At 64.1% G+C, this 21,532-nt stretch carries 16 protein-coding genes, 3 tRNA genes and 2 pseudogenes; 14 read left to right on the plus strand and 7 right to left on the minus strand.

All coding sequences use genetic code 11. The annotated features are described in order from the left end of the window. The first annotated feature begins 15 nt into the window (after nt 1–15). Nucleotides 16–294 carry a hypothetical protein gene (locus G4G31_RS26360; RefSeq protein ID WP_229425023.1) on the plus strand — a complete coding sequence of 93 codons (279 nt, stop codon included), beginning with the start codon at nt 16–18 and terminating at the stop codon, nt 292–294. A 42-nt stretch (nt 295–336) separates the two neighbouring features. On the opposite strand, the gene G4G31_RS26365 is transcribed toward G4G31_RS26360, so the two are convergent. From G4G31_RS26365 to hpnC, 5 genes and pseudogenes are all read right to left on the minus strand, one after another. Continuing rightward, nucleotides 337–621 carry a hypothetical protein gene (locus tag G4G31_RS26365; RefSeq protein WP_229425024.1) on the minus strand — a complete coding sequence of 95 codons (285 nt, stop codon included), beginning with the start codon at nt 619–621 and terminating at the stop codon, nt 337–339. Continuing rightward, nucleotides 618–1,082 carry a DUF1700 domain-containing protein gene (locus G4G31_RS26370; protein WP_229425025.1) on the minus strand — a complete coding sequence of 155 codons (465 nt, stop codon included), beginning with the start codon at nt 1,080–1,082 and terminating at the stop codon, nt 618–620. Before G4G31_RS26370 ends, G4G31_RS26365 begins: the two co-directional genes overlap by 4 nt. A 235-nt stretch (nt 1,083–1,317) precedes the next feature. After that, nucleotides 1,318–2,734: pseudogene (gene hpnE, locus G4G31_RS15480) on the minus strand (hydroxysqualene dehydroxylase HpnE). After that, nucleotides 2,721–3,554, minus strand: a complete 834-nt coding sequence (gene hpnD, locus G4G31_RS15485; protein WP_182988414.1) for a presqualene diphosphate synthase HpnD — start codon at nt 3,552–3,554, stop codon at nt 2,721–2,723. The pseudogene hpnE and the gene hpnD overlap by 14 nt, the downstream one beginning before the upstream one ends. Nucleotides 3,555–3,644: 90 nt before the next feature. After that, nucleotides 3,645–4,455 (minus strand): annotated as a pseudogene (hpnC, locus tag G4G31_RS15490) (squalene synthase HpnC). 180 nt (nt 4,456–4,635) lie between these two features. Between hpnC and G4G31_RS26375 the strand changes: the two are divergent. From G4G31_RS26375 to G4G31_RS15545, 12 genes are all read left to right on the plus strand, one after another. After that, nucleotides 4,636–4,932: a hypothetical protein gene (locus G4G31_RS26375; protein WP_229425026.1), complete on the plus strand. Its 297-nt coding sequence runs from the start codon at nt 4,636–4,638 to the stop codon at nt 4,930–4,932. Continuing rightward, nucleotides 4,932–5,822 (plus strand): efflux RND transporter periplasmic adaptor subunit, encoded by an 891-nt coding sequence (locus G4G31_RS15495; RefSeq protein ID WP_229425614.1) that lies wholly within the window; start codon nt 4,932–4,934, stop codon nt 5,820–5,822. The genes G4G31_RS26375 and G4G31_RS15495 overlap by 1 nt, the downstream gene beginning before the upstream one ends. Then, nucleotides 5,819–8,905 carry an efflux RND transporter permease subunit gene (locus G4G31_RS15500; protein ID WP_182988415.1) on the plus strand — a complete coding sequence of 1,029 codons (3,087 nt, stop codon included), beginning with the start codon at nt 5,819–5,821 and terminating at the stop codon, nt 8,903–8,905. The genes G4G31_RS15495 and G4G31_RS15500 overlap by 4 nt, the downstream gene beginning before the upstream one ends. Nucleotides 8,906–9,314: 409 nt before the next feature. Next, nucleotides 9,315–9,401, plus strand: a tRNA-Leu gene (locus tag G4G31_RS15505). Between the two features lie 31 nt (nt 9,402–9,432). Then, nucleotides 9,433–10,773 (plus strand): trigger factor, encoded by a 1,341-nt coding sequence (gene tig, locus G4G31_RS15510; RefSeq protein WP_182988416.1) that lies wholly within the window; start codon nt 9,433–9,435, stop codon nt 10,771–10,773. Nucleotides 10,774–10,860: 87 nt separating this feature from the next. Beyond that, nucleotides 10,861–11,478 carry an ATP-dependent Clp endopeptidase proteolytic subunit ClpP gene (gene clpP, locus G4G31_RS15515; RefSeq protein ID WP_182988417.1) on the plus strand — a complete coding sequence of 206 codons (618 nt, stop codon included), beginning with the start codon at nt 10,861–10,863 and terminating at the stop codon, nt 11,476–11,478. Nucleotides 11,479–11,657: 179 nt separating this feature from the next. Continuing rightward, a complete protein-coding gene (clpX, locus tag G4G31_RS15520; RefSeq protein WP_182988418.1) occupies nt 11,658–12,926 on the plus strand; it encodes an ATP-dependent Clp protease ATP-binding subunit ClpX in 1,269 nt (422 codons plus the stop codon). Between the two features lie 269 nt (nt 12,927–13,195). Beyond that, a complete protein-coding gene (gene lon / locus G4G31_RS15525; RefSeq protein ID WP_182988419.1) occupies nt 13,196–15,601 on the plus strand; it encodes an endopeptidase La in 2,406 nt (801 codons plus the stop codon). Between the two features lie 421 nt (nt 15,602–16,022). Continuing rightward, on the plus strand, nt 16,023–16,295 hold the full coding sequence (locus tag G4G31_RS15530; protein WP_182988420.1) for an HU family DNA-binding protein: 273 nt from the start codon (nt 16,023–16,025) through the stop codon (nt 16,293–16,295). Between the two features lie 78 nt (nt 16,296–16,373). Continuing rightward, nucleotides 16,374–16,450: transfer RNA gene (locus tag G4G31_RS15535), tRNA-Asp, on the plus strand. 69 nt (nt 16,451–16,519) lie between these two features. Beyond that, nucleotides 16,520–16,596, plus strand: a tRNA-Asp gene (locus tag G4G31_RS15540). 201 nt (nt 16,597–16,797) lie between these two features. After that, on the plus strand, nt 16,798–18,690 hold the full coding sequence (locus tag G4G31_RS15545) for a SurA N-terminal domain-containing protein (RefSeq protein WP_308602328.1): 1,893 nt from the start codon (nt 16,798–16,800) through the stop codon (nt 18,688–18,690). Between the two features lie 334 nt (nt 18,691–19,024). On the opposite strand, the gene mnmH is transcribed toward G4G31_RS15545, so the two are convergent. Together mnmH and G4G31_RS15555 are read right to left on the minus strand one after the other, a co-directional pair. After that, nucleotides 19,025–20,080 (minus strand): tRNA 2-selenouridine(34) synthase MnmH, encoded by a 1,056-nt coding sequence (gene mnmH / locus G4G31_RS15550; protein ID WP_182988422.1) that lies wholly within the window; start codon nt 20,078–20,080, stop codon nt 19,025–19,027. Then, nucleotides 20,077–20,703 carry an arylesterase gene (locus G4G31_RS15555; protein ID WP_182988423.1) on the minus strand — a complete coding sequence of 209 codons (627 nt, stop codon included), beginning with the start codon at nt 20,701–20,703 and terminating at the stop codon, nt 20,077–20,079. Before G4G31_RS15555 ends, mnmH begins: the two co-directional genes overlap by 4 nt. On the opposite strand from G4G31_RS15555, the gene G4G31_RS15560 reads away from it, so the two are divergent. After that, nucleotides 20,702–21,418, plus strand: a complete 717-nt coding sequence (locus G4G31_RS15560) for an ABC transporter ATP-binding protein (RefSeq protein WP_182988424.1) — start codon at nt 20,702–20,704, stop codon at nt 21,416–21,418. The two genes, G4G31_RS15555 and G4G31_RS15560, sit on opposite strands and share 2 nt — an antisense overlap. The last annotated feature ends 114 nt before the right edge of the window (nt 21,419–21,532 follow it).

Below are 21,532 nucleotides of genomic sequence, written 5' to 3' on the forward strand. Positions count from 1 at the left end.
GCCAAGGGGCCCGCGATGGCGCAGCACGATGCCGCGCGTGCCGATATGCAGCACCCGGCCGTCCTGCACCGTCTCGATATTGGCCAGCAGGCGTTCTTCGCCGCGCACGACCAGCTGCGGCTGGGCGCCATAGCGCAGGGTCAGGTCGATCGGGCCGGACAGCTCGACCGCGCGCACGTCGTGCCCGACCGTGCGGGTCTGTTCGTCCATCATGCGGCCTTCGAGGCGTGCCGGGCCGCCGTGCGTGCGCAGGGCGCCGAAGGCGAGGCCGATCAGCACGAAAGCCAGCAGTAGCAGGCCCAGGCCCACCCGTAACAAGGCGCGCATCGATTTTCCTTATCCGCCCCGCAGCAGGGCCATGTTCATTTGCAGGTAGCGTTTCGCGCCCAGCCCCGCGTAGCGGGTGATCACGATCGACAGCAGGAACAGCAGGATGCCGCCGACGACCATGGCCAGCCCGAGCGCGGCCTGGGTCATGCGCGACTCTTCGTCCATGTCGGTCGAAATCTCGATGGCGCTGCCGGCCACGCGCTCCGCGCCACGCACCACGCGCGAGGGCGACACGGCGCCGTCTTCGGCCTTCTCGTCGACCACCTCGATGCCGTGCTCGCCGATCGTCACCCGGGTGCGCGCGCTCGGTGCCGACTCGACGGCGACCCGCGCAGCGGGCCGTCCAGCACGAGTTCGTTGGCACCGGCCAGGCCGCTGGCCGTGAGGGCGATGCCGCCGATATAGAAACCGAAAGCGCCCACGTACAGCGCGGCCAGGAGCGCACCGAACACCGCGGCGGGAATGACCATGAACAGATTGAAGATCAGGAGTCCGACGACCGACACGAGCATGCGCAGCAGGTTGGCCGGGTTCTTCTGCTCGGCGAAGGCGTTCATGTGGGTGTTGGCGCGCAGCGTCAGCGCGACCTTCTTCGGGTCGTCGAGTTCGCGGCCAATCTCGTCTTCGCGGCGGCCGCTATTGACGCCGTCGACGAAACGCTGCTCGTACCAGGCCAGGGTCTTGGCCTGCAGCTCGGGCGGCAGGCCGAGCATGGCGCGCTTGAGCTGGTCGAGGTATTCCAGTTTGCCCATGGGTGCTGTGGTCTCGTCAGGCGTGGCCGAGGGCGAACATCGAGAGCAGGGCGGGCGTATGCGCGCCAGCGCGGCCGCCGAACAGTTCCGGCAGCACGAGCGCCGCCGTACTGGCCGCAACCGGGGCGAGGGACGGCGATGGCCGAGAGGCCCAATCTGTAGTGCAGGTTCCAGCGCATGTGTGTGTCTCGCGTGTGCCGCGTGCGGCGAAGTGGGGTAGTGCTATCGGATGCTGCTACTGTACGGATCCGGCCGGCCCCTGGCCAGGGGCGTGCGACAAACTGTCGTTTTGAGGGGCCGGGCTGCGCCCTTCGATGATGACCGCGGCGGCGTCCTGGCCGCTGCGCACCGCCGACTCGAGGGTGGCGGGGTAGTCGCCGGCCGTGTAATCGCCCGCCAGGGCGAGCCGGGAAGTGGCGTGGCGTTCGGCGGACGCACCAGGCCAGGCGTGCAGGCGAAGGTCGCGCGCTTTTCGGTGATCACGCGGGTCCACAGCGGCTCGGCCAGCGCCGGGTTGCCGAAGGCCTCGGCCAGCTGGGCGGCGACCAGGCGTGCCAGCGCTTCCTGCGGCAGCGCGGCGGCAGCTGCCGCGGCGCTGATCACGACGGCGACCAGGCCGGCCTGGCTGGCATCGAGCTGGCCGCGGTCGAACGCGAACTGGCCATGGCGGCCTTGCGCGGCATCGTCGAGCAGGGCGCAGAAGGGCAGCGGCAGGCGCAGCGCCGTATCGTATTGCAGGTAGCAGGTGGCGATCGGCTGGTAGTCGAAAGCCTGCAGCTGGCCAGTCAGCGTGGCGGCTTCGGGGAAGGGGACCAGCAGCGCCGCGGCCCCCGTGGGCGGCAAGGCCAGCACGACGGCATCGAACACAGCGGCGCCCTGGCGCTCGACCCGCAGCTCCCAGCCGGCGGCCAGCCGTGCCAGCCCCGCGACCTTGGCGCCATGGTGCACGACGCCGCCCGGGCCGCCAGGTGGCGCGCCGCCGCCTGCGGGAACAGGGCGCCCAGTTCCACGCGCGGGATCAGCATGTCGGACGCGGCGCGGCGCGCGCCCAGGCTGTCGCGCAGCACCGCCGGGAACACGTTGGCCGAGGCCTCCTCGAGCGGGGTATTGAGTGCGGCCAGGCACAGCGGGCGCCACATCAGCGCAACCAGGCGCGGCGTCTGCTCGAAGCGCTCCAGCAGCTCGGCGACGGGAACATCCGTGTTCAGGCGCCAGCCCATCCAGCGTGCGCTGGTGGAAAAGCGGCCCAGTGCCAGCTTGTCTTCGCGGCCCAGGCCTTTGGCGCGCAGCAGCCCGACGATCATGTGCCAGGGCGCCGGCAGGCGCGGGGCGACCAGGTCCATGCCGCCGCTGCCCTGTGGGTAGCGCATCTGCAGCGGCAGGCGCAGCAGGGCCCGGTCCCGGTCGACCTCGAGGCGCTTCAGGAGGCGCAGGGTCTGGTCGTAGGCGCCGAGCAGGATGTGCTGGCCGTTGTCCAGCATGCGGCCTTGCAGTTCGACGCCGCGCGCGCGTCCGCCCAGGGTGCGGCTGGCTTCGAACAGCGTGACGCGCTGGCCCTCGCGCGCGAGCGCCAAAGCCGCCGCGCAGCCAGCCCAGCCGCCGCCGACGACGGCGACCGAGCGGGCGCCAGCCGTCTTTCTAGTTGCGAACATAGGTCTTCCACGCCAGCCAGAGTTTCCTCAGCGGGGTGAGCGAGATGCGCTGGTTCAGCACGTGGAAACCGTCGCGCGCGATCTCGTCGAGCAGCGTGCGGTAGATGGCCGACATCATCAGCCCCGGACGCTGGGCGCGCCGGTCTTCCTTCGGCAGCAGCGCCAGCGCCTCGTCATACATCTTCTGCGCGCGCTCGGTCTGGAAACGCATCAGCGCCTCGAATTTGTCGCTGTGGCGCGCGTTCAGCAAATCGGCCGCCGTCACGCCGAACTGCTGCAGCTCGTTCACCGGCAGGTAGATGCGGCCCTTGCGCGCATCTTCGCCGACGTCGCGGATGATATTGGTCAGCTGGAAGGCCAGGCCCAGCTTCTCGGCGTACTGCAGGGTTTGGGGATTGGTGACCCCGAAAATGCTGGCCGAGAGGATGCCGACCACGCCGGCCACGTGCCAGCAGTACTTGCGCAGGCCCGCATAGTCCAGGTAGCGGCTCTGGTCGAGGTCCATCTCCATGCCGTCGATGATCGCCTGCAGGTGCTGCTCTTCCAGGTGATAGACCTCCAGGTGGGGCTTGAGGGCCTGGGTCACCGGATGCGTCGGCGTGCCTTTGACCATGCTCGACACTTCCGTGCGCCACCAGGCCAGCTTGATGCGTGCCAGCGACGCGTCGGTCGCCTCGTCGACCGTGTCGTCGACCTCGCGGCAAAAGGCGTACAGGGCCGTGATGGCGCGCCGGCGCTCCGGGGCGAGGAACAGGAAACTGTAATAGAAGCTGGAGCCGCTCTGGACCGTCTTTTGCTGGCAGTATTCGTCAGGAGACATGTAAAAATGACAATGTTAGGCGTTGCGAATGCGCTATCTTAGCCGATGGCGGGCTCCGCGCGGGCGGCGCGCCGGCTTTTTCGCGGGTGTTCAGCGCATGCGCAGGGCGCGCCACAGCATGACGAGGTAGTCCGCCTTGCCCAGTACGGGGCGCTGGCGGTAGACGTCGAAGCCGGCGCGCTCGATGCGTTCGAGGATACGCAGGCCGCCCTGCACGACCAGGCGCAGCTCCCAGCCGATGCGCCCGGGCAGGCGCGCGGCGAGGGGCGCCCCCCAGCATCAGGGCGCGGGCGCGCTCGACCTCGAAGGCCATCAGGGCGCGAAAGGCCGGCGTGTCGGCCTGCGCCAGGATATCCGCCTCGTCTACCCTGAAGCGCGCCAGGTCTTCCCGCGGCAGGTAGATGCGCCCCTTGGCGATGTCGACGCCGACGTCCTGCCAGAAGTTGATCAGCTGGAGGGCGCTGCAGATGGCATCCGAGTCCTGCAAGTCGCGCTCGTCCTGGATGCCATACAGGGCCAGCATCAGGCGCCCGACCGGGTTGGCCGAGCGCCGGCAATAGTCGAGGAGCAGCGGATAGTCGGCGTAGCGCGTGGTGACCACGTCCTGGCGGAAGGCCGACAGCAGGTCGCGCAGCGGCTGCAGCGGCAGCCTGAATGCGGCGACGGCAGCGGCCAGGCGCGCGAATACCGGATCGGAAGGGACCGCGCCGGCAGCGATCTCGTCGAGCCCGGCCTCGTAACGGACCAGGCCGGCCAGCCGTTCGGCGGGCGTTGCGTCGCCTTCGTCGGCGACGTCGTCGGCGCCGCGCGCGAACGCATAGATGGCCTCGACGGCAGGCACGAGGCGGCGCGGCAGCAGGATGGAAGCGACAGGGAAGTTTTCGTAGTGGTCGACGGGCATGGGGTGGCGCGACGCATTTGCGAGCGTCGCGTCATATGAAATGCGGGTTTGCATGAATATCATGATTATAATTGTCGGCTTGGCAGTATGCGGACCCGGCTTGCAGCTTTGCTGCTGATCATCCTTATGCAAGCTGCTGCCAGCGAACGTTTCAAGACCGAACAATAAAGGATACGCCCCGTGAGCATGCCGACCCACTCTTCCGCCCGCCTTCCGGTTCGTGGGCCTCGCCCGATCACCGTCCTGGCCATGGCGCTGAGCCTGCTGCTGGCCGCCTGCTCGAAGGACGAGCCGCCGCCACCGCTGCGCCCGGTACGCGCCGCCGTGCTGACGCCCGCTGCGGGTGGTGCCAGCACCGAGTTTTCCGGCGAGGTGCGCCCACGCATCGAGTCGCGCCCGGGCTTTCGGGTCGCCGGCAAGATCACCGCGCGCAAGGTGGATGTCGGCGCCCCGGTGAAAAAAAGGGGGACGTGCTGATGCAGCTCGATCCGCAAGACCTGCGGCTGGCGGCGGCGGGCGCCCAGGCCAGCCTGCGCGCGGCCGAGACCAACCGCGACCTGGCCAGCGCCGACTTCAAGCGCTACCAGGAATTGCGTGCCAAGAACTTCGTCAGCCAGTCCGTGCTCGACTCGAAGCGGGCCGCCCTGCGCGCCGCCCAGGCCGAAGCCGACGCCGCCCGCGCCGCCTACCGCGGCCAGTCGAACCAGGCGGGATATGCCAGCCTGGTGGCCGACATCGACGGCGTGGTCACCGGCATCGACGCCGAGGTCGGCCAGGTGGTGAACGCCGGCACGCCGGTGGTGCGCGTGGCCCGGACCGACGAGATGGAGGTCGTGATCGGGATCCCCGAGGACCAGGTCGGCGGGCTGCGCAATGTGACGGCCGTGCTGGTGCGCCTGTGGGCGAACGGGGCCAGGCGATTCCCTGGCCGGGTGCGCGAGGTGTCGCCGGTGGCCGACCCCGCTACCCGCACCTATGCGGCGCGCATCGCGATCCCGCCGCGTGCGGACGTACGCCCGGGAATGACAGCCACGGTGCAGTTTGCTTCCAGCAGCGGGGGCAGCGGCCTGCGCGCGCCCCCTGACCGCGCTGTACCACGAAAAGGGTGCGACGAGCGTCTGGGTGGTGGAGAACGGCGCCGTGCGCCTGGTTCCGGTACAGGTCAATGCCCTGGTCGGCGGCAACGACGTGCTGCTCGGCGGCGGCGTCAAGGCCGGCCAGACCGTGGTCACGGCCGGCGTCAACATGCTGCGCAATGGCCAGAAGGTGCGCATCCTCAGCGCCGATGTCGCCCGCCGCGGCGACACCGAGGCGGCCGCCACGGGTGGCGCGGCCGCGGGCGGGGCCGCAAGCGGGGACGCAAATGAGGGGCTTCAACCTGTCGCGCTGGGCGCTCGAGAACATCCCGCTGACGCGCTACCTGATCGCGGCGCTGCTCATCGGCGGTATCCTCAGCTACGGCCAGCTCGGCCAGGACGAGGATCCCCCCTTCACCTTCCGCGCCATGGTCGTGCGTGCCGTCTGGCCGGGCGCGACCGCGGTGCAGATGGCCGAGCAGGTGACCGACAAGCTCGAGAGGAAGCTGCAGGAAACGCCCTATATCGACCGCATCCGCAGTTTTTCGAAACCCGGCGAGACGACCATCATCCTCGAGCTGCGCGAGTCGACGCCGCCGAAGGACGTGCCCGACTCCTGGTACCAGGTACGCAAGAAAATCGGCGATATCCAGGGGACGCTGCCGGCCGGCGTCATCGGTCCCTTCTTCAACGACGAGTTCGGCGACACCTACGGCTCCATCTTCGCGCTTTCGGGCGACGGCTTCACCTATGCCGAAATGAAGGATTACGCCGATTTCGTGCGCCAGCAGCTGCTTGGCGTGCCGCTGGTGGCCAAGGTCGAACAGTTCGGCGTGCAGAACGAAAAGGTCAACATCCTGTTCTCGAACAAGAAATTCGCCCAGCTCGGCGTGCCCTTCGAGCAGATCGTCAACCAGCTGGCGACGCAGAACGGGATCGAACCGGCGGGCGTGCTGGTCACGCCCACCGACAACCTGCAGGTACGCGTGACCGGCGCGATCCGCAGCGTGCGCGAGCTGGAAGACCTGCAGCTGCGCGCCGGCTCGACCACATTCCGCCTGGGCGATTTTGCGGTCGTCAAGCGCGCCTACCAGGATCCTCCCGTCGAGAAGATGCGCTATAACGGCAAGGAGGTGATCGGCCTGGGTGTGTCGATGGAGAAGGGCGGCAATATCATCAAGCTGGGCAAGTCGCTCGACGAAACGGCGGAGCGCATCCGCGAGCAGCTGCCGGTAGGTATCGAGCTGGAACGGGTGTCGAACCAGCCGCTGGCGGTGACGAGTTCGGTGAACGAATTCATCCGCACCCTGATCGAGGCGGTGTTCATCGTGCTGGCCGTCAGTTTCGTGGCGCTGGGCCTGCATACCAGGCCCAAGCTGTCGATCGATGTGCGCCCAGGGCTGGTGGTGGCGCTGACCATCCCCCTGGTGCTGGCGATCACCTTCCTCTTCATGCGCATGCTCGACATCTCGCTGCACAAGGTGTCGCTGGGCGCGCTGATCATCGCGCTCGGCTTGCTGGTGGACGACGCGATCATCGCCGTCGAGATGATGGTGCGCAAGATGGAGGAGGGCTTGTCGCGCTTCGAGGCGGCCACCTATGCCTACACCTCGACCGCGATGCCGATGCTGACCGGCACCCTGATCACGGCCGCCGGTTTCCTGCCGATCGGGTTGGCCAAGTCGGCCGCAGGCGAATACACCTTCTCGATGTTCTCGGTGAATGCCATTGCCCTGCTGGTGTCGTGGATTGTTGCCGTCACGTTCACGCCCTACATCGGCTTCATCCTGCTGAAAGTGAAGCCACACGCGCCCGGCCACTCGCACCACGACGTGTTCGATACGCCGATGTTCCAGCGCTTCCGCCGCCTGGTTACCTGGTGCGTGGAATTTCGCATGATGACGATTGCCTTGAGCCTGGCCGTGTTCGCGCTGGGCGTGTTCGGCTTCAAGTTCATCGAGAAGCAGTTCTTCCCGGACTCGAGCCGGCCGGAACTGATGGTCGAGATGTGGCTGCCGGAGGGCACGAGCTTCGCCGCCAACGAAGTGCTGGTGAAGAAGTTCGAGGCTTTCGTGCGCAAGCAGGAGGGCGTGGAGAGCATCACGAGCTATGTCGGCACCGGCAGCCCGCGCTTCTACCTGCCGCTCGACCAGATCTTCCCGCAGTCGAACGTGTCGCAGTTCGTCGTGCTGCCGGTTGACGCCGCCGCGCGCGACCGACTGAAGGCCAGAATCGAAGACGTGTTCCGCAACGACTTCCCGGAAGCACGTGGGCGCGTCAAACTGCTGCCGAACGGGCCCCCGGTGCCGTATCCGGTGCAGTTCCAGGTGGCCGGTCCCGATATCGGCGTCGTGCGCGGCCTGGCCGACCAGGTGAAGGACGTCCTGCGCGCCAATCCGAATGCGGTGGGCGTGAACGACAACTGGAACGAATCGGTCAAGGTGTTGCGCCTCGACCTGGACCAGGACAAGTTGCGCGCGCTCGGCGTTACCTCGCAATCGGTGCGGCGGGCGATTGCCACCGTGCTGTCGGGCACGACCATCGGCCAGTTCCGCGAGACTAACGAGCTGATCGACATCGTCGTGCGCCAGCCGGTCGAGGAGCGTTCGACGATCTCGGTGTTGCAGGAAACGAATATCCCGACTGCTTCGGGGCGCTCGGTGACGCTCGGCCAGGTGGCACGCGTCGAATTCGTCTGGGAGCCGGGCGTGATCTGGCGCGAAGGGCGCGAGTGGGCGATCATGGTGCAGTCGGATGTGGTGGCCGGTATCCAGGGGCCGACCGTTTCCGGGCAAGTGAGCGACAAGCTGGCCGGCATCCGCGAGAAACTGCCGGCGGGTTACCGCGTGACGCTGGAGGGCGCGGCGGCCGACAGCTCGGAAGCGGAAGCATCGATTTCCGCCAACGTGCCGCTGGTATTGTTCATCGTCTTCACGCTGCTGATGCTGCAACTGCACAGCTTCTCGCGCGCGCTGCTGGTGTTCCTGACCGGGCCGCTGGGCGTGGCGGGGGCGGCGATGGCGCTCCTGATCCTGAACCGTCCTTTCGGCTTCGTCGCCAACCTGGGCGTGATCGCCCTGTTCGGCATGATCATCCGCAACTCCGTCATTCTGGTCGACCAGATCGAGCAGGACATCAAGGCCGGCGCCGAGCCCTGGGACGCGATCGTCGAGGCCGCGGTGCGCCGCTGCAGGTCGATCCTGCTGACGGCCGCCGCCGCCGCGCTGGCCATGATCCCGCTGTCGCGCTCGGTGTTCTGGGGGCCGATGGCGGTGGCGATCATGGGGGGCTTGCTGGTGGCGACGGCCTTGACGCTGCTGTTCCTGCCTGCGCTGTATGCGGCGTGGTTCAGGGTGAAGAAGCCGGTGCGTTGACGGCGGGTGCATGAATGCGCGTTAGTGGCCGGCGTCGGTGCCAATTCGCGTGGGCTCGAGAGCCCACCCTACGAAACCAGCGATACGTAGGGTGGAGTCCTGACTCCACGCGGTCCACCGGTCGAGTTGACGCGCCATCGTTGGCAACGTGATTTCGTAGGGTGGGCTTTCAAGCCCACGCGGTCTCACCGCCGGATTCCGCGCGGCGACTGACGGCAACCGGGCCGTCCGCACGCCCCGCCATATATGCACACCACCTACGCCCCGCACTCCATCAAATTTCATACTGTAGTGTCAGAAAATCCAGTAAAATACCGGGTTGAAGTTGTAGCCCCTAAACAATGGAGTGCAAGGGCGGCCGGTTTGACTCTCGGGCGCCCTTTGTTTTTGTGGCAATATGCAATCCTGCGCGAGGATGGCGAAATTGGTAGACGCACCAGGTTTAGGTCCTGACGCCAGCAATGGTGTGGGGGTTCGAGTCCCCCTCCTCGCACCACGAATAATTATTTTTTTGGACGATTTTTACGATGGCAACTGCAGTCGAAACCCTGGGTAAACTCGAGCGTCGCTTGACGATCACTTTTCCGCTGAGCGACGTCCGTACGGAAGTTGAGAAACGCCTCAAGAAGCAGGCCAAGACCGCCAAGGCACCTGGTTTCCGTCCAGGCAAAGTGCCGCTGAAGATGGTCGCTGCCCAGTACGGCTACCAGATCGAATCCGACGTGCTCAACGACCGCGTCGGCCGCGCCTTCAACGACGCCGCCAACGAGAACGGCCTGCGCGTTGCCGGTTTCCCGAAAATCGAGCCGAAGCAGGACGCACCGGAAGGCATGCTGGCCTTCGACGCGACCTTCGAAGTTTTCCCTGAAGTCAAAATCGGCGACCTCGCCGGCGTCGACATCGAAACCGTGTCGGCCGAAGTCACCGACGTCGAGATCGACAAGACCATCGACATCCTGCGCAAGCAGCGCGTGCACTACCACACCAAGGGCGAGGCAGGCGAGCACGGCGACGGCGGCGAAGCCGTGGCTGCCAATGGCGACCGCGTGACGGTCGACTTCGTCGGCGTCATCGATGGCGTGGAATTCCCAGGCGGCAAGGCTGACGACTACGCCTTCGTGCTCGGCGAAGGCCGCATGCTGCCGGAATTCGAAGCCGCGACCGTCGGCCTGAAAGTGGGCGAGAGCCGCACCTTCCCGCTGGCTTTCCCTGAGGATTACCATGGCAAGGACGTGGCCGGCAAGACCGCTGAGTTCACCATCACTTTGACCAAGCTGGAATGGGCGCACATGCCCGAAGTCGACGCCGAATTCGCACGTTCGCTGGGCATCGAAGACGGCTCGATCGAAAAAATGCGCGCCGACATCAAGACCAACCTGGAGCGTGAAGTCAACGCCCGCGTCAAGGCCCGCAACAAGGAAGCCGTGATGGACGCGCTGGTGAAGGTCACCGAGATGGACGTTCCGACCGTCATGATCCAGCAGGATTCCGAGCGCCTGGCCGAGCAGACCCGCCAGGACATGGCCCAGCGCGGCATGGACGTCAAGAACATGCCGTTCCCGACCGAACTGTTCGCCGAGAAGGCCGAGCGCCGCGTGCGCCTGGGCCTGATCCTGTCGCAGCTGGTGAGCGAAAACAGCCTGGAAGCAACGCAAGAGCAGGTGAAGGCGCAGATCGAAGACTTCGCACAGAGCTACGAAGATCCGAAGGAAGTGCTGAAGTACTACTACAGCGACCGTCGTCGCCTGGGTGAAGTCGAAGCCCTTGTATTGGAAGAAAACGTCGTTAACTATGTACTTGGCAAGGCGAAGGTCAGTAGCAAGGCCGTCGCTTTCGATGAATTGATGGGCAGCAACCCACAAGCTTGAGCGAAGTCGTAAGCTCGGCGACTGGACCCTCAGGGGACGGTCGCCCGGCCGCTTCACCAGGCACCACTTACAAGGAACGAGACAGGTATGAACCGTAATCCGGCATTGGACACCCAAGCACTCGGCCTCGTGCCGATGGTAGTTGAGCAAAGCGGGCGCGGCGAGCGCGCGTACGACATCTACTCGCGCCTGCTGAAGGAACGCGTGATTTTCCTCGTCGGTCCTGTCAACGACCAGATGGCGAACCTGATCGTGGCCCAGATGCTCTTCCTGGAAAGCGAGAATCCGGACAAGGATATTTCGCTGTACATCAACTCGCCGGGCGGTTCGGTGTCTGCGGGTCTGGCGATCTTCGACACGATGAACTTCATCAAGCCGGACGTCTCGACCCTGTGCACGGGCCTGGCCGCGTCGATGGGCGCCTTCCTGCTGGCCGCTGGCGCCAAGGGCAAGCGTTTCTCGCTGCCGAACTCGCGCGTCATGATCCACCAGCCTTCGGGCGGCTCGCAGGGCATGGCGTCCGACATCGAGATCCAGGCCAAGGAAATCCTGTACCTGCGCGAGCGCCTTGCGCGCATCATGGCCGACAACACCGGCCAGACGATCGAACAGATCCACAAGGATACCGACCGCGACCGCTTCATGTCGGCCGAGGAATCGGTCGATTATGGCCTGATCGACAAGGTGTTGACCAACCGAGCTTGATGCAACCCACAAGGTGTTGCTGAAAAACGCCCGGGCGCCAACACGTTCGGGCGTTTGTTTTTTATTTCGGGTAGCATGGCGGTGTACGTGAGCTCTTGTTGCGTGCTCCGTGATCGCACTATATTGGGGAAGTTCGAGGCGAGCTTCCCATCCATAGCAATTCATTAGAAACCTGCCCCATGTCTGACAAAAAATCTTCCAGCGGCGAAAAGCTTCTGTACTGCTCGTTCTGCGGCAAGAGCCAGCACGAGGTCAAGAAACTGATTGCGGGACCCTCGGTCTTCATCTGCGACGAGTGCATCGACCTGTGCAACGACATCATCCGCGACGAGACCTCGAACGTGGAATCGGTGAGCGGCGCCAAGTCCGACCTGCCGACGCCGCACGAGATCGCCGAGCTGCTCGACCAGTACGTCATCGGCCAGCAGACCGCCAAGCGCATCCTGTCGGTGGCTGTCTACAACCACTACAAGCGCCTCAAGCACCTGGGCAAGAAAGACGACGTCGAGCTGGCCAAGAGCAACATCCTGCTTGTCGGCCCGACCGGCTCGGGCAAGACGCTGCTGGCGCAGACGCTGGCGCGCATGCTCAACGTGCCTTTCGTGATTGCCGACGCGACCACGCTGACCGAAGCCGGTTATGTGGGCGAAGACGTCGAGAACATCATCCAGAAGCTGCTGCAGAGCTGCAACTACGAGGTCGAGAAGGCCCAGCGCGGCATCGTCTACATCGATGAGATCGACAAGATTTCGCGCAAGTCCGACAACCCGTCGATCACCCGCGACGTGTCCGGCGAAGGCGTGCAGCAGGCGTTGCTGAAACTCATCGAAGGCACGATGGCCTCGGTGCCGCCACAAGGCGGGCGCAAGCACCCGAACCAGGATTTCGTCCAGATCGACACGACCAACATCATGTTCATCTGCGGTGGCGCTTTCGATGGCCTGGCGAAGATCGTGCAGAACCGTTCGGAAAAGGGCGGCATCGGTTTCGCAGCCAGCGTGAAAAGCAGCACCCAGCGTTCGAACAGCGAAATCATGATGGAAGCCGAGCCGGAAGACCTGATCAAGTTCGGTCTGATTCCGGAACTCGTTGGCCGTCTGCCTGTCGTTGCTACGCTGAATGAATTGACGGAAGAAGCACTGATCCAGATTCTGATCGAGCCGAAGAATGCGCTGATCAAGCAGTATTCGAAACTGCTGGAAATGGAAGGCGCGGAACTCGAAATTCGCCCAGCCGCATTGCACGCGATTGCCAAGAAAGCATTGGCACGCAAGACCGGCGCACGCGGTCTGCGTTCCATTCTGGAACACGCGCTGCTCGACGTGATGTACGAATTGCCTAATCAGCAAAACGTCGTCAAGGTCGTGATCGATGAAAATACGATCACAAATGGTGCCAAACCTTTGCTGATTTACAGCGAAACCGCAAAAGCCTCCGGAGAAAATTAAAAAATTCCGCGCGGAAACCACAAAAAGGCTTGTGCGCGGGATGCTTGGCGGTACAATTTACCTCAATAAAAGCATCCGGCTTCAACCGAAAAGCCACTCGTGACGCCGCGTCACGCAGTGGCTTTTTTATTTCAGAACGGGGCTTTTATTGGAACGACCAGATTGCATTTGCGACTTAAGTTTTTTACTCGCAGAAAATATCTTTGGCCGGTCTTGAGATTTAACCGTGTACGCCCAACATCCGTTACACGATTTTTATAAGGTATGCCATGACAACTTCGAAATTAACCGAGCAAACGACGCTGCCCCTCCTGCCGTTGCGCGACGTGGTCGTGTTTCCCCATATGGTGATACCGCTGTTCGTTGGCCGCCCGAAATCGATCAAGGCGCTTGAAGCTGCGATGGAGCAGGGCAAGAGCATTATGCTGGCCGCCCAAAAAGCTGCCGCCAAGGACGAACCTTCCGCCGCGGATATTTACGAAATCGGCTGTGTCGCGAACATCCTGCAAATGCTGAAGCTGCCCGACGGCACCGTGAAGGTGCTCGTGGAAGGCGCCCAGCGTGCCCGAATTGACAGCATCAGCGATGGTGCCACGCACTTCGTCGCCGAGCTGACCCCGCTGCATTCGGAAATCGGTGACGATTCCGAAGTCGAGGCGATGCGCCGTGCGATCGTCCAGCAGTTCGACCAATACGTCAAACTGAACAAGAAGATCCCGCCCGAGATCCTCGCTTCGCTCGCTGGCATCGACGACGCCGGCCGCCTGGCCGATACCGTTGCGGCGCACCTGCCTCTGAAGCTCGAGCAAAAACAGGTCATCCTGGAAATCTTCAACGTCGCCAAGCGCCTCGAGCACCTGCTCGGCCAGCTGGAAGGCGAACTCGACATCCTGCAAGTGGAAAAGCGCATCCGTGGCCGCGTCAAGCGCCAGATGGAGAAGTCGCAGCGCGAGTATTACCTGAACGAACAGGTCAAGGCGATCCAGAAGGAACTGGGCGAAGGCGAAGACGGTGCCGATATCGACGAGCTCGAGAAGAAGGTCATCGCCGCCAAGATGCCGAAGGAAGCCCTTGACAAGGCCACCGCCGAAATCAAGAAGCTGAAACTGATGTCGCCGATGTCGGCGGAAGCCACCGTCGTGCGCAACTACATCGACACCCTGGTGTCGCTGCCATGGAAGAAGAAGTCGAAGGTCGTCAACGACCTGTCGAACGCCGAAAAAGTGCTCGAAGCCGAGCACTATGGCCTGGACAAGATCAAGGAACGCATCCTCGAGTATCTCGCGGTGCAACAGCGCGTCGACAAGCTCAAGGCCCCGATCCTGTGCTTCGTCGGCCCTCCGGGCGTGGGTAAGACCTCGCTCGGCCAGTCCATCGCCCGCGCGACGAACCGCAAGTTCGTGCGCATGGCGCTGGGCGGCGTACGCGACGAAGCCGAGATCCGCGGCCACCGTCGTACCTACATCGGCTCGATGCCGGGCAAGGTGCTGCAGTCCCTGGCCAAGGTAGGCGTGCGCAATCCGCTGTTCCTGCTGGATGAAATCGACAAGATGGGTGCGGACTTCCGCGGCGACCCGTCGTCGGCCCTGCTCGAGGTGCTGGACCCGGAACAGAACCACACGTTCTCGGACCACTACTTGGAAGTGGACTTCGACCTGTCGGACGTGATGTTCGTGGCCACCTCGAACTCGTTCAACATCCCGCCGGCACTGCTGGACCGGATGGAAGTCATTCGCCTGTCGGGTTACACCGAAGACGAGAAGACCAACATCGCCCAGCGCTACCTGCTGCCGAAGCAGGTCAAGGCGAACGGCCTGAAGGAAGGCGAGATCAAGGTGGAAGAGTCGGCCATCCGCGACATCATCCGCTACTACACCCGCGAAGCCGGCGTTCGTTCGCTCGAGCGTGAAATCTCGAAGATCTGCCGCAAGGTCGTCAAGATGCTGCTCCTGAAGAAGAGCGAAAAGGCGGTGGTCGTCAACGGCAAGAACCTGGACAAGTTCCTGGGCGTGCGCCGCTACGACTTCGGCGTGGCCGAGAAGGATAACCAGGTCGGCCAGGTGGTCGGTCTGGCGTGGACGGAAGTCGGCGGCGACCTGCTGACGATCGAAGCCGTGAACGTGCCTGGCAAGGGCGCCATCATCCGCACCGGTACCCTGGGCGACGTGATGAAGGAGTCGATCGAAGCGGCACGCACCGTGGTTCGCAGCCGCGCCCAGCGTTTCGGCATCAAGGCGGAAGCCTTCGAGAAGAGCGATATCCACATCCACGTGCCGGAAGGCGCGACGCCGAAGGACGGTCCGTCCGCCGGTATCGGCATGACGACGGCGCTGGTCTCGGCCTTCACCGGTATCCCGGTGCGCGCCGACGTGGCGATGACGGGGGAGATCACGCTGCGCGGTGAAGTGCTGCCGATCGGCGGCCTGAAGGAGAAACTGCTGGCGGCGCATCGCGGCGGCATCAAGACGGTCTTGATCCCCGAGCAGAACGTGAAGGACCTGGCCGAGATTCCGGACAACGTCAAGAACAAGCTCGAGATCGTGCCGGTGCGCTGGATCGAGAAGGTGCTGGAAGTGGCTCTGGAACGGCAGCCGCAAGCGCTGGTCGAGGTACCGGCCGTATCCGTTGCCCCAGCGCCTTCGAGCGAAGGGCAGGGCGACGTCGTCAAGCACTAATCGACGTTGGTACCAGGAATGGAAAGGCGCCTTCGGGCGCCTTTTTTTGTCTCTCCCGTTTGGAAAACCTGGGGTCAGGTCTGACATTCGGACACAGACTCGACATTAGGGGCATGACAACGGATCACGACAGTGCGTGACGGCTCGCGTGCCGTTCGCAAGACGCTTTGATAACTGGTCGCCAGGCATCGACGAAAGCGTGCAATAGCAGAGTTCGTGTCCAAATGTCAGACCTGACCCCAGCTTTTCTTGCATGCCAATTGCCAATTATTTGGCCTGCATGGAGTACCAGAGCCGCAACGTGTAAGCAGATCGGTAACAATGTTGCTTGACAGAAGCAAATCGCCCTTGTTTAATACGCCGTTGCAGTTTTTTGCAGGAAGGCGCAGCGCCGCCGCGCCAGAACGACAAGAGGATACGAGTGAACAAGACAGAACTGATCGAAGAAATCGCGAAGTCCGCGGACATTACCAAGGCGTCGGCGACGCGCGCCCTGGACGCGATGATCGAAGCGGTGACGAACACCCTGAAGAACAATGACAGCGTGACCCTGGTCGGTTTCGGCACGTTCACTGTTGGCGAACGCGCTGCCCGTACCGGCCGCGATCCGCGCACCAAGGAACCAATCAAGATCAAGGCAGCAAAGGTTCCAAAATTTAAGGCTGGTAAAGCGTTAAAAGATGCTGTAAACTAATGCCTTCTCTGCGATGACACGCAGAGGAAACATCCTGGAAGCGTATGCCGCCAGGATGAGGTAATACCAAGTATTTGTGGAGCGGTAGTTCAGTTGGTTAGAATACCGGCCTGTCACGCCGGGGGTCGCGGGTTCGAGCCCCGTCCGCTCCGCCACCGATTTGGAAAGACATGTGTTCCCGTGCAGGGTGCTTTGTCCGCTCCGTCGAAAAATACACAGAATTTGGAGCGGTAGTTCAGTTGGTTAGAATACCGGCCTGTCACGCCGGGGGTCGCGGGTTCGAGCCCCGTCCGCTCCGCCAGATTCAAAGTGATAAGCATGTTGTCCCGGCGGAAGGTCGGCGAGTCCATCTTATCGCTTCCGGAATAGTAGTGTGTGGCGCCAGTGTGGCGCCTCAGAGAAGAGGCGAACGCGAGTTCGCCTTTTTTTTTAACTTGTGCTTTGTAGCCATTGCCAAAGTGATTGGTTGACCATGTTTGATTTCGTACGTAATAACAAGCGCGTGTTGCAGCTCCTGCTTCTGCTGCTGATCATTCCCTCGTTCGTGCTGGTCGGCGTCGAGAGCTACCAGAACCGCGGCGACAGCGCTGCCGGCGTCGCCACCGTGGAAGGCCGCAATATCACCCAGCAGGAGTGGGACGAGGCCCAGCGCGCGCAGATCGACCAGGCGCGCGCCCAGATGGGCGCGCAGTTCGACCAGAAGAAGTTCGACACCCCGCAAGCCAAGCGCGACGTACTCGAAAACCTGGTGGCCGAGCGTGCCGTCGGCGCCGAGCTGGCCCGTAGTCACCTGACCGTGACGGACCAGGCCCTGGCGAAGCGCATCATGGACTTGACCGGATTCCGCAAGCCTGACGGCAGCTTCGACACCGACCAGTACAAGGCGGCACTGGCCGCCCAGAACATGAATCCGGTCGTGTTCGAAGAGCGCATGCGCCGCGACATGGCGATCCAGCAGCTTGCCGGCTCCGTTCAGTCCACGGCCTTCGCGCCACGCTCGGTTGCCGCGCGCGTCTCGAGTATCAACGACCAGGAACGGGAAGTCCAGGAACTGATGTTCCCGATCGCGCAGTTCCTGCCGCAGGTGAAAGTCACCGACGCCATGGTCAAGGCCTTCTACGACAAGAACGCCAACCTGTTCGCCATTCCCGAGCAGGTGAAGGCCGAATACGTCGTGCTCGACGCGGCCGCCGTCGAAAGCCAGGTCGCCGTCACCGACGCCGAAGTGGCCCAGTTCTACAAGGCCAACCAGAAGCGTTTCACGACGCCTGAAGAGCGTACCGCCAGCCACATCCTGATTACCAAGGCACAGGGTGCCAAGCCCGCCGAAGAAGCCGCTGCCCGTGCACGCGCCGAAACCGTGCTGGCCGAGGTGCGCAAGAACCCGGCCGACTTCGCCGCCATCGCCGCGAAACAGTCGCAGGATCCCGAGTCGGCAGCCCAGGGCGGCAACATCGGCGTCGTGAAACCTGGCGAAGGCGTCTTCGGCAAGGCCGTCGAAGAAGCGATCTATGGCCTGAAAGAAGGCGAAGTCAGCGGCATCGTCGCTTCCGAATTCGGTTTCCACATCCTGAAGGTCACCGCCATCAAGCCGGCCGCGCAGAAGCCCCTCGAGGCGGCACGCGAAGAAATCGCCGGCGAACTCAAGAAAGCCAGGCTGTCGAAGAAATATGGCGAACTGGCCGAGCAGTTGAACGACATCGTCTACGAGCAGTCCGATAGCCTCAAGCCGGCGGCGGACAAGCTGGGCCTGAAGATCCAGACCGTCGAGAACCTGACCCGCAAGCCGAATCCGGCCCTGGGCGAGGCGCCGTACAACAACGAGAAGTTCCTGAACGCGCTGTACTCGGCCGATTCGATCAAGAACAAGCGCAATACCGAAGCCGTCGAAGTGGCGCCGGCTGTGCTGATCGCCGGCCGCGTGGCCGAATTCAAGCCGGCGACGAAGCGTCCGCTCGCCGAAGTCGAGCCTGCAATCCGCCAGCGCGTGACCATGGAAGAAGCGCTGCGCCTGGCCCGCCAGGCAGGCGAAGCGAAAATGGCTGCCGCCAAGGCGTCCGGCGACGCAGCCGGCTTCGGCGAGGTCAAGGTCGTGTCGCGCACCAAGGAGCCGACGATCAACCCGGCAGGCGCCATGGCCGTCTTCAAGGCCGACGTGACGAAGCTGCCGGCCTATGTCGGTGTCGACGTGCCGGGTAGCGGCTACGCCGTCTACCGCATCGGCAAGGTGTCGCAGCCGGCCCAGCCAGACCAGGCCCGCCGCGCCCAGGAAGCCGAGCAGATCGGCCGCCTGATCGGCGAAGCCGAGCTGTACAACTTCGTGGAAGCGATCAAGGCCAAGTCCAAGGCGAAGATCAATGTCGCTGCCGGCCAGGAAGCGGCGAAGACCGAGTAAGCCCAGGCCCGCTCGAAGAAAAACCCGGTTGCGCGAGCTGCCGGGTTTTTTTACGTTCTACAGCGCCATGATGGACAGCGACCTGCCGCAGGGTGGACGGCGAAACCGCCATCAGCTGCGTAGAGCAGACGCTTGCGCCGTCCACGCGTTCAATCGGGCCCGATGGGCTGCGCGGCGCGCGACGGGGATTGCCGGAGAGGGAGAGCAGGGAGGAAGGCCGCTATTGCGGCCCGGCTTGCCTACGCGGCATCCTTGACGCCGATGGTTTCAATCAGGACCGGTTATCCAGGGCGAGCGCGCAGGGACGGCGCCGGCGGCCTGCGCCGACGCCGTTTTAACCGGCGTGCAGCGTTCTTGCAGCCGCAAGAAAATCCGCGGGCGCGATGTCCGCCAGCGCGAGCACCTGCGCGCGCCCAACCTGCACGAAATTGCGGTCGATCGAGCGCAGGTAGGCCGGATCGTAGTGCTCCACCAGCAGCTGGTCCACCAGTTCCGGCATGGCGCCGCTGTTGGCGAGCGCATGCCAGGCGTCGATGCGGGCGCGGACCATGCAGCTGCACCGGTGATCGAGCTGGCCATTGAGCGCCCGGGCGTCGCCCGCGAAGTGGCTGTAGTCTTCCATCAGCAGCCGCACGCGGTTCGGGCGTGACAGCTGCAGGGCGATGCAGGGAGAGGCGCGCATGCGTTCCATCACGGCGTCGGGCACGCGCAGGTTGCCGACCTTCTTGCTCTCGGACTCCACGAACACGGGCTTTGCCGGATCGAAGTGGCGCAGCTTGTCCCAGATGCGCGTTTCGAACATCTTCTGGCCAGGTTGCGGCTCGTTCGGCAGGTGTCCCAGCACCGAGCCGCGGTGGGCCGCCAGCCGCTCGAGGTCGAGCACCCGGGCGCCGATGCCGTCCGGGGTCTCGAGCAGCCGGCTCTTGCCGCTGCCGGTGGTACCGCAGATGACGCGGTAATGCAGCGCCGGCGGGTTCTCCAGGGCGCCGCTGACGTGGGCCCGGTAGGCCTTGTAGCCGCCATCGAGCTGCACCACCGGCCAGCCGATTTTCGCGAGGATATGCGCCAGCGAGCCGCTGCGGTTGCCCCCGCGCCAGCAATACACCAGTGGCTTCCAGTCGCGCGGCTTGTCGGCGAACTCGGTCTCGAGGTGGCGCGCGATGTTGCGTGCCACCAGTGCCGCGCCGAGCTTTTTCGCCTCGAAGGATCCAACCTGCTTGTAGAGGGTGCCGACGCGAATGCGCTCCTCGTTGTCGAGGACCGGGCAATTGATCGCGCCGGGCAGGTGGTCGAGGGCGAACTCGCCTTCGCTGCGGGCATCGATGATGGTATCGAACGTGCCCAGGTCGGGCAGGATGTCGGCGAAGCTCAGTACGGCAGGGTATTTCATCGTGATTTGATCAGGTTCGAGAAGGTCGGCCAGATGTTATTGAGGATAATCGGGTGCGCCTGCGCGGTCGGGTGCAGGCGGTCGGCCTGGAACAGCGCCGGCTTGTCGGCCACGCCTTCGAGCATGAAGGGCACCAGCGGCGCCTTGTATTCGGTGGCCAGCACCTTGTACATGCCGAAGAAGCGTTCGGTGTATGCGCGGCCATAGTTCGGCGGCATGCGCATGCCAACCAACATGACTTTCGCCTCCTTCTTCTGCGACAGATTGATCATCTGGCGCAGGTTGTTTTCTGCCGCCGCCACGGCCAGGCCGCGCAGGCCATCGTTCGCCCCGAGTTCGATGACGACGATCTGTGGCTTGTGCTGATCGAGCAGGGCCGGCAGGCGTGCGCGTCCGCCGCTGGTGGTTTCGCCGCTGATGCTGGCGTTGACGATGCGCGCGTCGATCTTCTCGCGCTGCAGCTTCTGTTCGAGCAGGGCGACCCAGCCCGCGCCCCGTGCAAGGCCATATTCGGCCGAGAGGCTATCGCCCAACACCAATACGGTTTTTGGTGCAGAATAAGCGCTCGCCGACGCGGCCAACATGAGCGCACCGACAGACAATTTCTTGAAAATGGCAAGCATGCGTGATAATCCCGAGGGCTATAAAAATACGACCACCGCCGCGGCGGGCCAACCGGCCGCGATCGAGGTGGCGGGGCTGTCGAAGCGGGTGGCGGACGCCAGCGGCGAACTCACCATCCTGCACAGTGTCGATTTTACCGTGCAACCGGCCGAGACGCTTGCCATCGTGGGCGCGTCCGGTTCCGGCAAGTCGACGCTGCTCGGTTTGCTGGCCGGGCTCGACACGCCCAGCAGCGGCCGTGTGCTGCTCGATGGCACCGACATCTTCGCGCTCGACGAAGACGACCGCGCCGCCTTCCGCATGGCCAAGCTCGGCTTCGTGTTCCAGTCCTTCCAGCTGCTGCCGCACCTGACCGCGGTTGAGAACGTGATGCTGCCGCTTGAACTGCGTGGCGACGGCGAGGCGCGCGCCAAGGCCGAAGCGATGCTCGGCCGGGTGGGGCTTGCCAGCCGCCTGCGCCACTATCCGAAATACCTGTCCGGCGGCGAGCAGCAGCGCGTGGCCCTGGCGCGTGCTTTTGTTACCGAGCCACCCTTGCTGTTTGCGGACGAGCCGACGGGCAGCCTGGATGCCACCACCGGCGAAGCGGTCATCGGGCTGATGTTCGAGCTCAATCGCGAGCGTGGGTCGACCCTTGTGCTGGTGACGCACGATCCGGCGATGGCGGCACGCTGCGGGCGGACGATTACGATTGCGGCGGGGCGCCTCGTCTGAAGATGGTGGTGCCGGGTTGTTCCACCCGGCGTCGTGACAGGGCGCCGTAGCGCGGGCCGTATTGAACGCGTGAGCGGCGCGTACGGTGCGTAGATGCGGACGGCCGGGTGGAGC

Source organism: Massilia sp. Se16.2.3 (assembly GCF_014171595.1).
Classification (GTDB): domain Bacteria; phylum Pseudomonadota; class Gammaproteobacteria; order Burkholderiales; family Burkholderiaceae_D; genus Telluria.